We start from the raw sequence: 14,618 nt of genomic DNA on the forward strand, positions 1-14,618 counted from the left end.
TATGTCATATCAAAATTCAAATCAAAATTATCTCTTGGAGAGTTGGGAATGGTAGTTTTCAATAAAAGAAAAATTGCAATAAGCGTTATTGCGGCAATCACAGCAGTCCCTGTATTTGCGGATGATAGTAAAGACACGATTATGGTTACCACCGCATCTGGCTTCCAACAAAAAATTGAAGATGCGCCGGCGTCTATTTCTGTGGTAACGCGTGAGCAACTAGAAAATAAAGCTTACCGTGATGTCACCGATGCATTGAAAGACGTTCCGGGCGTTCTAGTCACCGGCGGCGGTAGTAGTTCAGATATCAGTATTCGTGGTATGGATGCAAAATACACGATGATCTTGATTGATGGTAAGCGTGTTGATACGCGCAGTACGCGCCCAAATAGTGACGGTTCAGGTATCGAACAGGGATGGCTGCCACCACTACCTGCAATAGAACGTATTGAAGTTGTTCGTGGGCCTATGTCTTCCCTCTATGGTTCTGATGCTATGGGTGGGGTAATTAACATTATTACTCGCCGTGTGCAGCAAGAGTGGACGACAAGTTTACGTGCTGATACGACAATTACTGAGCGTAGAAATTCAGGAAACACTGGACAAGGCAGTTTCTATACTTCTGGTCCACTGATTGATGGCTTGTTAGGCGTGAAGCTTAGCGGTCAATATTCACACCGTGGTGAAGATAAAATCGTTGATGGTTTCGGTCGTCAAATCGTTGCAAGTGGTGGTGGAACACTGTCATTAACACCAGATGAAAAGAACACCTTTGATTTGGATTTCAAAAAAGATAGCCAGCATAGGGACTATCGTGAAGGCTATACGTATAAAGAAGGTGATAGTAGCAGCTTTAGTAAATATGAGATGACGCATACTGCATTAACTCATACAGGGGTTTATGACCTAGCTAACACTGATACTTATATTCAATACGATGAAACTAAGAACCCAACTCGTAAGATGAAATTTGATGATCTCATCATACGTAATCAAAGTGTCTTCTTAATTGGTGACCACAGTTTAAGTTTAGGTGGCCAATATCGTAAGGAAAAATTAGAAGCAGGTGATAATAAATTTGCACTAAACAAACTTGACCGTTATAGCTGGGCGCTGTTTGCGGAAGATGAATGGTTAATGACCAATGATTTCGCTTTAACCGGCGGTATCCGTATGGATAAAGACGAAAACTATGGTATTCACTGGACACCTCGTCTTTATGGTGTTTGGCATGCTGACGACCAATGGACCATCAAAGGTGGTGTGTCTACAGGTTATAAAGCACCTGACTTACGTCAATCTTCAGCAGACTGGGGGCAATCAACGGGTGGGCGCGCAGGTAACGCAGTGATTTACGGTAACCCGAATTTGAAACCGGAGAAAAGTGTTACAGAAGAAATTGGTGTAATTTGGAATAACCAAGACAATATTACCGCAGGGATCACGATCTATAATACCGATTTCAAAGATAAAATTACAGAAGTTAGACGCTGTGATAATAGCAATGCAAATATCAGAGACTGTACATTAGATGATGGTATTGGTGATAATGGTAAGCCATACCGTTTTGTTAGTGACCGTGAAAACGTTGATAAAGCAAGAATGCGTGGTGTTGAGTTAACGTTTAACTGGGGCATTCTGGATAATTTAGCGTTTTCGGCGAACTATACTTACACCGACACTGAACAAAGAAGTGGTGTCAATAAAGGTAAGCCGCTAAACAAGCAGCCAAAACATATGGGTAATACGACATTGACATGGGATACAACTGAAGAGTTGCAAACATGGGCACGCATGAATTTCCGCGGTAAAACGTCTGATTACCAAGGCCGTGGTGAGACAATGAATAATGGTACGGCGTCATATGCATTGTTTGATTTAGGGGCAAGCTACCAGTTGAACAAGAATGCAAATATTGTCGGTGGTGTCTATAACGTGCTAGATCGCCGCATTGACTCAACAAACTATGGTGCTGAATTAGAAGGTCGTCGATACAATATAGGTATCAACTATAACTTCTAATGAGTTTGATAACTGACTGAATTAAGGCTCTCTTATTGAGTTAAGAGGGCCTTGTTTTTTGGCGTGCGAAAAAGAGTAAAAAATGTCTTTTAATAGCAAAAATTTATAGAAGAAAACAAGTTATTAGCTACCAGCGCAAAATCGGCAAATTTATCAAAAATTCTCATCAAATATTGTCTGTTTTTTTAACAATACCTATTGCTATTTGATAACTTGAAGTGCAAAATGCGCGAACTAAAAAAATGACTGATACCTCAATTTCCGGTATCGGTTTTTTTTTGCTTTTTAAGTTCGTTTAATTTTATGGGGCCGGATAATAGGCCGGATAGATAAATTATATTTTTACGTGTAGCAAACATTTTATGCTACCGATTTGAGGAATGCTTGCATGGCTTACTTTTTCGCATTCGCAGCAGGGCCTGGTGGCCGTGGCTGCCGCATCGATGATTACGGAGCAATCGGCTGCTTCGCAACTTCACCATTTAACCTTTCATCTTTCTTCTCTGCCTATAGGCAGATGCAAAGTCTTCCCAGTAACTGTCGATTAAGTAGGTCAAATAGTACTCAATCGAAAGTTATGGGAGGGCTTTATCATGCCAAATAATTCAGTACCATTATCCATCGGTAGCAACCAAACTGGTGCAAACAACCGCGTAGAGCTGGCAAAAACGCTCACCCTGTTACAAGTGGTGATGATTGGTCTTGCTTATATTCAGCCAATGACGATTTTCGATACTTTTGGTATGGTATCGGATAAAACCGGTGGTCACGTCCCGACTTCCTATATTATTGCACTTGCTGCGATACTATTTACTGCTCTGAGCTACGGCAAATTGGTAAAACGTTTTCCATCTGCTGGCTCGGCGTATACCTACGCTCAAAAATCAATGAGCCCACATATTGGCTTCCTTGTAGGATGGACCTCGCTGCTGTCTTACATCTTTATGCCAATGATCAACATATTATTAGCGAAGATTTATTTACAAGATATCTTCCCAACGGTTGAGCCTGCTATTTTTGTTGTGGGGCTAGTTATTCTGATGACTGCCGCTAACTTACGCGGTATCAACGTCATCGCTAATCTAAGTACCGTGATTGCCATTATTCAAATAGGGGTCATGGTTGTATTTACCTTGATTGTGATTCATGGTGTATCGAATGGCGAAGGAACGGGTGAAGTTTGGACCTTCCGACCATTTGCTGATGAGCACACGGAATTGATCCCTCTGATAGCCGGAGCGACAATACTCTGCTTTTCATTCTTAGGTTTTGATGGGTTAAGCTCTCTGTCAGAAGAGACGCCAAATGCAGGTAAAGTGATCCCGCGTGCTATTTTCCTGACAGCACTTATCGGTGGGATTATTTTCATTACCGTGTCATTCTTCTTACAACAATTTTTCCCAGATGTTTCGCGCTTTAAAAACATCAATGAAACACAACCTGACATTATGAGATTTGTTGCTGGGGCATTCTTCCAGTCCATTATTTTGGTTTTCTCATGTGTTACCGTATTAGCTTCAGGTATGGCTGCACATGCAGGTAGTGCTCGCTTGATGTATGTGATGGGGCGTGATGGGGTGTTCCCAGAAAAAATCTTTGGCCACGTAAGTCCAAGATGGCGTACTCCGTCTTATAACGTATTAATGGTCGGTGTGTTAGCACTTGGCGCTATTTGGTTTGAGATGGACTTTGCAACAGCATTAATTAACTTTGGTGCACTGATTGCGTTTACGTTCGTTAACATTTCAGTTATCAGCCAGTTCTTCATTCGTGAACGCCGTATACATGGGATTAAGAATATCCTTAACTATTTGATTTTGCCTGTCATTGGTACGCTGACCGTTTGTGTACTATGGTTAAATATCGAAGAGGATTCAATGGTATATGGTTTAATTTGGACGGCTGTCGGTCTGGTCTATATGGCGATATTGACGCGTATGTTCCGTCGTCCAATGCCTCAAATGAGCGATTATTAATTTAGTCGATTGAATAAAAACAGCACCTCAGAGTGCTGTTTTTTTTTGCCTATTATTCAGGCTGTTAGTCTATTATTTGTTTTAACCTTCCAATCAGCTAATTGTGACACTGCACCGATATCTCAATCTAAAACGCTTTATAATGTGATATGGTTGTTAAATGATTATGACATTACAATTAATTGAACAGTTTATTGATAATTACCCTGACAGGAAGGCGCAGAAATGAATGCAGTAAACAGCCCTGAAAATCAACGATTATTACTGACACTCACCAATATTGTTGGTAAAAAAAATATCCTGACTAAGCCTCATAAAACCGAACGTTACCGCAAAGGGTTTCGCTCAGGTATCGGTAATGCTATAGCGGTCGTCTTCCCTACCACGTTGTTAGAGCAATGGTATGTTTTTAAAGCCTGTGTCGAGGCGGATAAAATAGTGATTATGCAAGCCGCGAACACAGGGCTGACAGAAGGTTCGACGCCAAGCGGTTATGATTATGATCGTGATATCGTTATTATTAGCACATTAAAATTAAATCAAATTCAAGTATTACCTGAATTTAATCAAGTTGTTGCTATGCCAGGCAGTACGCTGTATGACCTCGAGAAATTACTAAAACCATTAGGTCGTGAACCGCATTCTCTCATTGGCTCCTCTTGCATCGGGGCGTCAGTGGTTGGTGGGATCTGTAATAGTTCAGGTGGCTCCCTAGTGCGCCGAGGCCCGGCTTATACGGAGCTAGCCTTATATGGGCGAGTAAATGAAGATGGAAAAGTGGAGTTAGTAAACCACCTAGGGATTAACTTAGGGGATACACCTGAAGAAATTTTAACGAACTTGCAAAATCGACGTTATCGAACAGAAGATGTTGAACACAGTGAAAAGCTGGCGTCAGACCATGAATATGCTCAGCGAGTTCGTGATGTGAATGCGGATACACCATCACGCTTTAACGCAGATGAGCGCCGCTTGTTTGAAGCATCTGGTTGTGCGGGTAAATTAGCTGTATTTGCTGTCCGCCTTGATACTTTCCCTGCCGATACCTCAACACAAGTGTTTTATATTGGCACAAACAATCCGGATGTTCTGGAAGACATTCGCCGTCATATTCTTAGTGAATTTAAAAACTTACCAGTAGCAGGTGAGTATATGCACCGCGGTTGTTTTGATATCGCTGAAGTATACGGAAAAGATACCTTTTTAATGATAGATAAATTTGGCACTGACAAAATGCCACTATTTTTTACTATCAAAGGCCGAATTGATGCCGTATTAAATAAAGTACCGTTGTTACCGTCAAACCTTGTTGACCGCACTATGCAGCTACTCAGTAAATTATGGCCTGCACATTTACCTCCACGTATGAAGCAATTTCGTGATAAGTATGAGCATCATCTGATGTTAAAAATGGCGGGTGAAGGTATTGATGAGGCGAAAGTTTGGCTGAAATCCTTCTTTGCAACGGCGGATGGGGGGTATTTTGAGTGTACACCAGAGGAAGGGGCGAAAGCATTTTTACACCGCTTTGCCGCAGCGGGATCGGCGGTTCGTTATCATGCGGTACATAATAAAGATGTTGAGGATGTATTGCCGCTGGATATCGCTTTGCGTCGAAATGATCGTGATTGGTTTGAAAAATTGCCGCCAGAAATTGAAAAATTGTTAGTTCATAAACTGTATTGTGGGCATTTTATGTGTCATGTGATGCACCAAGATTATGTATTGAAAAAAGGCGTCGATCCAAAAGAATTGAAAGAGAAAATGTTAGCGCTGTTAGATGAACGAGGTGCACAATACCCCGCAGAGCATAACGTAGGCCACTTATATAAAGCTCAGCCACAGCTAAAATCTTTCTATAAAAAAGCCGATCCGACTAACACCATGAACCCCGGTTTAGGCAAAACAACGAAACGTAAAAATTGGGAGGGGGATTGTGGTTGCCACCACGATCACTAATCAGTGCAAGCGTTGTTTTTGGGCAGGAAACCCTGCCCAACCCATATTAGCTGGCTAATTCAGCCGCGTAATTGACCAGTGCTTTGAGCTGCTTACAGCGTTCAACATCGTTTTGATGTTCAATCATTAACGACTCAATAGATTGCATATATTCCATTAAACGGCTTTCAGTAAAGTAGTCACGGCGGTGCTGCAACCAGCGTTGCTGCTCATCATAGGATAAGGTTGAGGGGTAATTACGTGCTTTATAACGGAAAAATAGCTCTTTCATACGTGGGTCTTCAAAAGTGAGGTCTAACGCAGGCAGGTTTTTTTCCGGTGTTTCTCTAATAATATCCATCGTCGAGCGGTCAGAGCTACTGAAAAAGCCACTGTAAATTTGAGCATCAACATCATCCGGCTCTTCAAATGGTTGCGCTTGGGCAAAAATTTCAATCACTTTATGACGAATATCGGGGTGCTTACGTAAGATTTCCAAATTGCGTAGGCAGAGATCGCGGTCAACCCCCGTGCGTTCAGCATCTTCTGTACGCAATGTTTTCTCAGGCGCAAGAATAGGGCATTTATTAATGTGTACTAATTTAATCGGAACCGGTAATTCGCCATCTAATTCCGTTTTAGGGGTATATAAGCGCTCACGCAAAGTCTCAACGGGCAAATTAACCAGGGGTGAAATATCCGCCGCTAAATCACACATAATAACCGCATTACGGTTGTCTGGGTGCCATGCTAATGGTGCAACAAGGCTAATATAGGAGCGTAGAGCGCCAAACATGCCAGAAACATGCACCAACGGTGTCATATCGACAATGTCGATTAATTGGCTAACTTTATTTTTATTTCTTAGCTGGTAGAAGTAGTTGAACATTCTAGGTTGAGCGGCTTTGAGCAGCTTCGCCATATTTATGGTGGCGAGTACATCGGACATCGCATCATGAGCATTTTCATGGGCGATACCATTCGCTTTTGTTAGATGTTCAAGGCGCATACTAGGTAAGCCTTCATCATTTTCAGGCCAAATAATCCCTTCAGGGCGTAGCGCAAAACACGCTCTCACAGTATCTAATAAATCCCAACGCGAATTACCTTGCTGCCAGCTATAAGCGTAGGGGTCATAAAAATTACGATAAAAAATATTTCGAGTCACTTCATCATCAAAACGAATATTGTTGTAACCCATAATACAGGTATTCGGTTGGCTAAATTGCTGGTGGATCCGTTTAGCGAATTCAGCCTCATTGACGCCTTGGGCTAAGGCGAGCTGTGGTGTAATACCGGTGATCATCACCGCTTCTGGTTGGGGCAAATAGTCGTCTGTTGGTGCGCAATAAAAGACTTCTGGCTCATCAATAATATTAAAATCGAGATCGGTTCTAACACCTGCAAATTGTGCGGGGCGATCAAGTGCGGGGTGTTTACCAAAGGTTTCATAGTCATGAATAAAAAAGGTAGGCTGCTTTTTAGTCTCTTGCAACGTTATTCTCCGTAAGCCTTTGCTGCTATTTTTGTGATGATGAGGTTTTGTGATGGTTACTGATAAGGGGCAAATAATTTAGGCTAATAAACACAAAAATTGCTCCAGAGAATAGGCGGTAACTTCTCACAAATAGTAGCGACTATCATACCTGATAGATGTGAAAACCTGAACAGAGGCCCTTAAATGGTTGGCGTTGCAATTTAAATATGTAATAGGAACAAACTGCTATCTAATTGATATTTATATCAATCATTTGATATAAGATGCCCTTTTTTCTTGAAAAAACAGGTAAATCAGCGTAAAAATTTGCCTGATAAAGGATATTTTGATCTACTCTTTTAAATGCGACTAACAAAAAAGAGGATGTGAATATGAATACATATGATGAAAGAACACGTTTAATTTTATCTGAAATAGGTCATGTGACACTAGAGCTATTGGGTAATAGCGACGTGACTAAACAAAGTATTATTGATAAGTTGAAAAAGGATGCAAAAGAAGAAAACAACCCAGCGCGAAAAAGCATTCTTGATGATGCAGTGACCTTTCTAAATAGCCAAGTTTAGATAATACGAGCCCTCGTTTGAGGGCTAGTGACAGCAACATTTATCATTTCATTACGTGACCTTTCTTTCGTTGATCAGAAGATCAACCCGCAAGTTGATATTGCTAAAACAACGGCTCCATACCGACACTGAAGAGTGATTTGCTTCATAAATCAGTGATGTTAACGTTAACAAATGTGCTTAACATCACAATTTGAGTGCGATTTACTGGTTTAGAAAAAATGTTAACCTTAACATTTTTGGCATTTAGGGGAATTTGCAGGCGAATAACAATGAATAATGAATCGAGAAAGTACTACGTGTCATTGAGTGCGTTGCTGTTTTTTTTCTTTTTTACTTGGTCGTCAACATTTTCAATTGTTGCTATTTGGCTTAGAAAATATGTTGGTTTAGAAGGCACTGAAACGGGGATCATTTTTTCATGTATTTCCATAGTGGCGCTTTGCGCGCAACCTCTTTATGGCTTTTTACAAGATAAGCTAGGTCTACGAAAGAACTTATTACTGTTTATTGCGATACTTTTGATATCATCTGGCCCATTTTTTATGGTGTTTGGCTATTTATTGCAATGGAATGTGGTGGTAGGAAGCTTAATCGGTGGTCTTTTTATCGGTATGACTTTCCATGCCGGAATTGGGGTACTTGAGTCGTATACGGAACGTGTCAGTCGCTTGCGTGATTTCGAATATGGCAAAGCAAGGATGTGGGGCTCATTAGGTTGGGCGATTGCGACATTTTTTGCTGGTCGCAATATTAACGTTGACCCTAATTACAATTTTATCATGGCGAGCCTCTCCGGTGCGATTTTTCTCGTTATTTTATTAAAACTAAAAACGGCAAAACCAAACGCATTTAATAGCCTAGAGCATGGAAAACCTTCTGGCATAACCCTTGATGACGCCTTGCAATTGTTCACACTTCCTCGTTTTTGGGCGCTGATTTTATTCGTGTTGGGCACATGCATATACAGTGTTTATGATCAGCAATTTATGGTCTATTTCGCACACCAATTCCAAGATGAGAAAACAGGTAATGAAATGTATGGCTATCTGAATTCATTGCAGGTTTTCTTAGAAGCAGGAGGTATGTTTTTAGCTCCGTATATTGTTAACCGCATAGGAGCCAAAAAAGGGTTATTGTTTGCGAGTAGTGTGATGGCATTGCGGATTATTGGCTCAGGTTTAGTCGAAGGACCTCTCATGATCTCTATTATGAAATTACTTCATGCTGTAGAGCTGCCAATATTGCTGATTGCAATTTTTAAATATAACAGTCGCCATTTTGATAAGCGTTTATCATCGACACTGTACTTAGTGGGTTTTAGCTGTATTACCTCGATTGTGGGGAGTATTTTATCGCCGTTGGCGGGCTGGGGTTACGATAAAATCGGTTTTGCTGATACCTATCTGGTAATGGGGGGCTTTGTCGTGATCACCACAATTTTATCTGCTTTCTGTTTACGCAGCGATAAAATAGCGCTTGCCAAACAAACTTCCAGAGTTGCTCAGGAAATAGGCGTTAAGGACGAGGTACAAAAGGTATAACTGAAACAATTCAGCTCGTGAGTGGAGTCGATTGAGCAAAAATGCCTTTTTATTTGTTTTTATATCAATGAATAGATGAAATAGGGTTGTAACACGGTGCTGTTAGAAGGTATTGTGTAACGAGTGAATGCGTTTTGTTTTTCTAACAGAGGGTTTTTAAACATGGACAACGCTAACAAACAATCTTTCCATAATGTTTTGGAATTTGTGCGTATGTATCGTCGTAAAAATAAAATTCGTCGTGAAATTACCGACAATGAAAAGAAAATTCGTGATAACCAAAAACGTGTTTTATTGCTTGATAACTTAAGCGACTATATTAAACCGGGTATGACCATCGAGGAAATTCAAGCAATTATCGCGAATATGCGTAGCGATTATGACGACCGTGTTGATGATTACATCATTAAAAATGCGGAACTGTCCAAAGAGCGCCGTGAGATCTCGAATAAATTAAAAGAGATGGGCGAACTCAATAAAAAAGACGTGAAATAATTGAAGACTAGAGCCGAGGTTAGCTCGGCTCAATGTCATCGCATCAACCCCAGTGTGGTTTTAAATCTGGGTCAATAACAGCGTAAACCTGCCTATAGCTACTTTTATCTTCAGCGAGCTTCGCTAATATTCTCGCGACATCCTCTCGGCTAACGACACCATGGGCTTCCCCTGTTAATAAAGTTGCGTTACCCGTTGCCGCGCTATTCATTAAGCCCCCAGGTCTTAAAATGGTGTAATTTATTTCGCTAGTCTGTAAATAGGACTCTGCCATTGATTTTTGGCGTACAGATTGCCCAAAAAGGGCTTTTGCTCTTGGTGATAAGGTTGACCAACTGTCGCCACAACCAATTGAAGTGACAAATAATAAACGATGTATCTGATGCTGCTCTGCTTGGCGGATAATATGGTAATTACCAACAAAATCGGCTTGCCCGCCGCCAATAGTGGTGAATATGACGGTATCAGGTGTCATGTGTGCAAAAATCGCCTCTAAAGAAGATGGGTCGGTGGCATCGCCAATAAAGGTTTGTATGCCTTCAGCCGTTAGCCGCTCAGCATCCGTTTGTTGACGCACTAAGGCTGTGACTTGGTGGCCTTGTTGAATACCAATGTTGGCTAATGCGAGGCCTATTCCTTTTGTTGCACCAAAAATTACCCAATGAGCCATCATATTTTCCTTTCAATTAACAATCAGTAAATAGAAATAATGATGGTTTTAATTTTTATTATCAATAATAGGTTTTGATTTATTGTTCTGTCAAATAAGTGGGAGAGCTATTCAGTGCAGAGAGATAGATATAAAAAAGCCCTGCGAGTTGCAGGGCTGTTTGACGTATTTAAAGAATATTATTCAAAATGAGCCGGTTTTGCCATTTGTGATGTCGCATAATTGGTTGCTACATGCCCACCGGCACCTTTACTGACAAAGTTTGAGGCTTCACGCTGGTAAACCTTGATTTCGAATGTTGATTCGACCACTTCAGGCGCTGGTGCTTTGGTCATTGGTGAGTAAGCATGACGTGCTGCCTTACTTGCAACAATAACCGTTGATTTCGCTACATAAGGCACTTCAACAGCTTCAGCCTTAGGCTCTTCAACTGCATCTGTGCTGGTTTGCGGCTGATCATCTTGTGCGGCTGTCTCTGCTGTAGGCTCCACTTTAGGTTGCTCAATCACAACGTCTTCAATGACCGCGACCGGTGCTTTAGGTTCAACGGTTGGTGCCGTTTCAACAACAGGCTCTGGTTGAGTGTCTTCTAGAGCTTGCTCTGTATGAACGACAGCCGGTTCAGCTTGTGGGGCAATGGCAGGTTCAAGAGAAACTGCATACTCATCTGCGGATTCAGCCACAAGATTAACGTTGGTTTCAGTGACGGTTTCTACTGGTTCGATAGCGACAGTTTCAACCGTTTCATTAGCCTGCTCGATGACCTGAGAAGGTGTGATATCGGTGGTTTCAACGGCCTCTACACTAACAATACCTTGTTGCTCAAGCATCTCTTCATTGGTCATGATAGCGATGGTTTCTTGTTGTGGTTGAACAACAGGATAGCTGATAAACACCTTACCTGACGCTAACTCAGGTGAGGCTACGGCAGCGAACAGAGGCATTGGTGATTTTGTCAGATGACGCTCATCACGGTAACGACGACGACGCTGACCACTGACACGTAGGTGACGTGGTGAACGACGTGAGCGACGTGGAATGATGGTATCTTGCTTATCTTCTTGGTTAGCAACTTGAACATCTTGTTGTTCTGAGCTATTTACCTCAGCCACTTGCTCATCAACATGAGTCGGAGCAGGGAGTGCTGCGATAGGCATAGCATCATTTTCAACGGCAGTTGCAACTTTAACCACTTCATCTTCTTGCGCTACGGCTTCAACATTATCAGTGATACGAATTTTTTGTGTCAATTGACGACGTTGACGACGAGGCGTAACAGGGCGCGTTTGAGGCTCTTCTTTCTCTACAGGTGTATTATCAGCACCTTGAACTGCCTCTTGTTGTGCCTTAGCTGCTTGTTGTTGACGTTTTTCATCTTGACGACGACGGCGTTCAGCACGTTGTTCGCGGCGCTGCTGTTGCTGCGCTTCACGGCTATTGCTATCAACGTTTTGCTCATCTTGCTGATTAGCGTTCTTATTATTGCGGCCTTTACGATTGTTAGCTTCGTCAGATTGCGCATTACGGTTAGAACGATTATCGCGATTTTCGCGGTTGTCACTGTTTTCATCACGATCACGGCGATTATTACGACGATTATTGCGGCGTTCATTGTTACGGCGCTTGTCGTTACCGCTATTTTGGCGACTTTTCTCAGCAGGTTTTTCAGTAACTTTTTCTTCTTCACCAGCAAAGAGTTTTTTGAAGAATTCAGCTACCTTGCTAAAAAAGCTCGGCTGGGCATCCACTTTAACCCCTTGTTTTGGTGTTTCAGTGCGTGCTTTGTTCTCTTTAGACTTAACAGTAACAGGCTGTTCTACAGGCTCTTGTAACGCGAAAGCAGAGATAGCTGGTTGCTCAGGGGCTTTACGTTCAGCGGCTGGATCTTCCGTACTGTTTAAGGTTTCCGTTTCATGGTAGTGAGCTAAGTTATAGCTCAGCGTATTTACTTCTTCACCTTTACGAATACGGATCACGTGAAAATGAGGCGTTTGCATTTGGTCGTTTGGCACAATGACCACGCGAACATTGCGTTGACGCGTTTCGATTTCGCTGACTGCTTTACGCTTTTCGTTAAGTAGATAGGAAGCAATTTGTACCGGAACGATAGCATGAACTTCATGTGTATTCTCTTTTAATGCTTCTTCTTCAATAAGACGCAAAACAGAAAGAGACAATGATTCATTATCACGGATGGTTCCTGTACCCGAGCAACGAGGGCACACATGGTGGCTAGATTCACCTAATGATGGGCTTAAACGCTGGCGCGACATCTCTAATAAACCGAAACGCGAGATACGGGCGATTTGAATACGTGCACGGTCTTGACGCACGGCCTCACGTAGGCGGTTTTCAACTTCACGTTGATGCCTGACTGGCGTCATATCGATAAAGTCGATAACAATTAAGCCGCCAAGGTCACGCAGACGTAATTGACGTGCGATCTCATCGGCCGCTTCAAGGTTTGTATTAAATGCGGTCTCTTCAATGTCTCCGCCGCGTGTTGAGCGTGAAGAGTTGATATCGATAGCCGTTAACGCCTCGGTGGTATCAATCACTAATGCACCACCAGATGGAAGGCGTACTTCACGTTGGAAGGCAGATTCAATTTGTGATTCGATTTGATAATGGCTAAATAGCGGAACATCACCGCTATAATATTTGATTTTGCTGGCAAAATCACCACGGCCAATCGCTTCAATATGGTTACGTGCCATTTCGACCACTTTCGGGTTATCGATAAGGATTTCGCCGATATCTGGGCGTAAATAGTCACGGAACGCACGAACAATGACGTTACTTTCTTGGTGTATTAAGAACGGAGCAGGGCGGTTTTCAGCCGCTTTTTTGATAGCTTCCCAGTGGCGTAAGCGGTAGAGCAAATCTTGTTGTAAAGATTCTGCGGATTTACCCACGCCCGCGGTGCGAACAATCAACCCCATCCCATCCGGGATCTCAAGGGAGGAGAGCGCTTCTTTTAATTCTGTACGATCTTCACCTTCAATACGGCGAGAAATACCACCCGCACGCGGGTTATTTGGCATCAGTACTAAATAACTTCCCGCTAAGCTGATAAACGTGGTGAGTGCGGCACCTTTATTGCCACGCTCTTCTTTATCAACCTGAACGATAACTTCTTGGCCTTCCTTAAGGACATCTTTGATATTGGGGCGGCCTTGAGAGTGGTAATTGCTTGGGAAGTATTCGCGAGCGATCTCTTTGATAGGGAGGAAACCGTGTCTTTCAGCACCATAATCAACAAAAGCAGCTTCAAGACTTGGTTCGATGCGAGTTATTTTTCCTTTGTAAATATTCGCTTTTTTTTGTTCATGACCTGGACTTTCGATATCCAGATCATAGAGTCGTTGCCCGTCAACAAGGGCAACACGCAACTCTTCCTGTTGAGTCGCGTTTATTAGCATTCTTTTCATATTGTTACTTACTCATTATTTTTTACTTTCAATAAAGAGCAGCGAAAAAGGGAGCTATTGTAAACCGATGGCCTCGTGATTTTTACAAAGCCGCCTGCCTCCCGGCAGTCGTCCGTATAGAGACGCGCAGTATTCGGTGAACCTGATTTTTAGATTAAAAATTCAGCGTTCTTAATCAGGAAGCCGTCATAATTTTGTTAACGGAAGTTCCTAACCCAAAAAGCTAATATTCGTTGCTCGCTAATTATTTGATTTTGCGAAGCGTCTTACGCCATTGCCGCGCTTTTACTCAATCAAATAGCAAATCTGTATTTCATGCCAATTATCGTTTTATCAAACATTATGGCAGTTACATATTATCCCACTGCCAATGACATTATAGCAAGTCGATACATGCGTTATATGAAAATTTTATTTAGAAATATGACTAACGAGCTATTCTTTGACCAAATAAAAAAAAATGATAAAAAAATTTGTG

9 protein-coding genes are annotated in these 14,618 nt (G+C 42.0%); 6 read left to right on the forward strand and 3 right to left on the reverse strand.

What is annotated here, in order from left to right; translation table 11 throughout:
* Positions 1 to 48 precede the first annotated feature (48 nt).
* From I3B46_RS09045 to dld, 3 genes are all read left to right on the forward strand, one after another.
* Complete coding sequence (locus tag I3B46_RS09045; protein ID WP_196993178.1) at positions 49 to 2,022, forward strand: ligand-gated channel protein; 1,974 nt, start codon at positions 49 to 51, stop codon at positions 2,020 to 2,022.
* Between the two features lie 593 nt (positions 2,023 to 2,615).
* The gene (locus I3B46_RS09050; RefSeq protein WP_004920857.1) at positions 2,616 to 3,998 is read left to right on the forward strand and encodes an APC family permease; all 1,383 of its coding nucleotides are present in this window, start codon (positions 2,616 to 2,618) and stop codon (positions 3,996 to 3,998) included.
* A gap of 225 nt (positions 3,999 to 4,223) precedes the next feature.
* Positions 4,224 to 5,957 carry a D-lactate dehydrogenase gene (gene dld, locus I3B46_RS09055; RefSeq protein ID WP_004920852.1) on the forward strand — a complete coding sequence of 578 codons (1,734 nt, stop codon included), beginning with the start codon at positions 4,224 to 4,226 and terminating at the stop codon, positions 5,955 to 5,957.
* Between the two features lie 46 nt (positions 5,958 to 6,003).
* Here the strand turns inward: dld and sbcB are convergent, their stop codons facing one another.
* Positions 6,004 to 7,431 (reverse strand): exodeoxyribonuclease I, encoded by a 1,428-nt coding sequence (gene sbcB, locus I3B46_RS09060; RefSeq protein ID WP_102780482.1) that lies wholly within the window; start codon positions 7,429 to 7,431, stop codon positions 6,004 to 6,006.
* A gap of 374 nt (positions 7,432 to 7,805) precedes the next feature.
* Here sbcB and I3B46_RS09065 point away from each other — a divergent pair, with 374 nt between their 5' ends.
* The 3 genes from I3B46_RS09065 (at position 7,806) to tmaR (ending at position 10,039) form a co-directional block, all read left to right on the forward strand.
* The gene (locus I3B46_RS09065; RefSeq protein ID WP_036940804.1) at positions 7,806 to 8,000 is read left to right on the forward strand and encodes a hypothetical protein; all 195 of its coding nucleotides are present in this window, start codon (positions 7,806 to 7,808) and stop codon (positions 7,998 to 8,000) included.
* A gap of 272 nt (positions 8,001 to 8,272) precedes the next feature.
* Positions 8,273 to 9,544 (forward strand): MFS transporter, encoded by a 1,272-nt coding sequence (locus tag I3B46_RS09070; protein ID WP_104873550.1) that lies wholly within the window; start codon positions 8,273 to 8,275, stop codon positions 9,542 to 9,544.
* A 162-nt stretch (positions 9,545 to 9,706) separates the two neighbouring features.
* On the forward strand, positions 9,707 to 10,039 hold the full coding sequence (gene tmaR / locus I3B46_RS09075) for a PTS system regulator TmaR (protein WP_004920843.1): 333 nt from the start codon (positions 9,707 to 9,709) through the stop codon (positions 10,037 to 10,039).
* A 43-nt stretch (positions 10,040 to 10,082) separates the two neighbouring features.
* On the opposite strand, the gene I3B46_RS09080 is transcribed toward tmaR, so the two are convergent.
* Together I3B46_RS09080 and rne are read right to left on the reverse strand one after the other, a co-directional pair.
* Positions 10,083 to 10,709 (reverse strand): SDR family oxidoreductase, encoded by a 627-nt coding sequence (locus I3B46_RS09080; RefSeq protein WP_104873549.1) that lies wholly within the window; start codon positions 10,707 to 10,709, stop codon positions 10,083 to 10,085.
* Positions 10,710 to 10,888: 179 nt separating this feature from the next.
* Entirely contained in the window at positions 10,889 to 14,140 is a 3,252-nt protein-coding gene (rne, locus tag I3B46_RS09085) for a ribonuclease E (protein ID WP_163762034.1), read from the reverse strand.
* Positions 14,141 to 14,618: the final 478 nt, after the last annotated feature.

This window comes from Providencia sp. 2.29 (genome assembly GCF_015832305.1).
Taxonomy (GTDB): Bacteria; Pseudomonadota; Gammaproteobacteria; order Enterobacterales; family Enterobacteriaceae; genus Providencia; species Providencia stuartii.

Bases quoted from the DNA above. Each gene is read 5' to 3' on its own strand.
- I3B46_RS09045 (WP_196993178.1), top strand. From the start codon at position 49: ATGGTAGTTTTCAATAAAAGAAAAATTGCAATAAGCGTTATTGCGGCA.
- I3B46_RS09050 (WP_004920857.1), top strand. From the start codon at position 2,616: ATGCCAAATAATTCAGTACCATTATCCATCGGTAGCAACCAAACTGGT.
- dld (WP_004920852.1), top strand. From the start codon at position 4,224: ATGAATGCAGTAAACAGCCCTGAAAATCAACGATTATTACTGACACTC.
- I3B46_RS09065 (WP_036940804.1), top strand. From the start codon at position 7,806: ATGAATACATATGATGAAAGAACACGTTTAATTTTATCTGAAATAGGT.
- I3B46_RS09070 (WP_104873550.1), top strand. From the start codon at position 8,273: ATGAATAATGAATCGAGAAAGTACTACGTGTCATTGAGTGCGTTGCTG.
- tmaR (WP_004920843.1), top strand. From the start codon at position 9,707: ATGGACAACGCTAACAAACAATCTTTCCATAATGTTTTGGAATTTGTG.
- I3B46_RS09080 (WP_104873549.1), bottom strand. From the start codon at position 10,709: ATGGCTCATTGGGTAATTTTTGGTGCAACAAAAGGAATAGGCCTCGCA.
- rne (WP_163762034.1), bottom strand. From the start codon at position 14,140: ATGAAAAGAATGCTAATAAACGCGACTCAACAGGAAGAGTTGCGTGTT.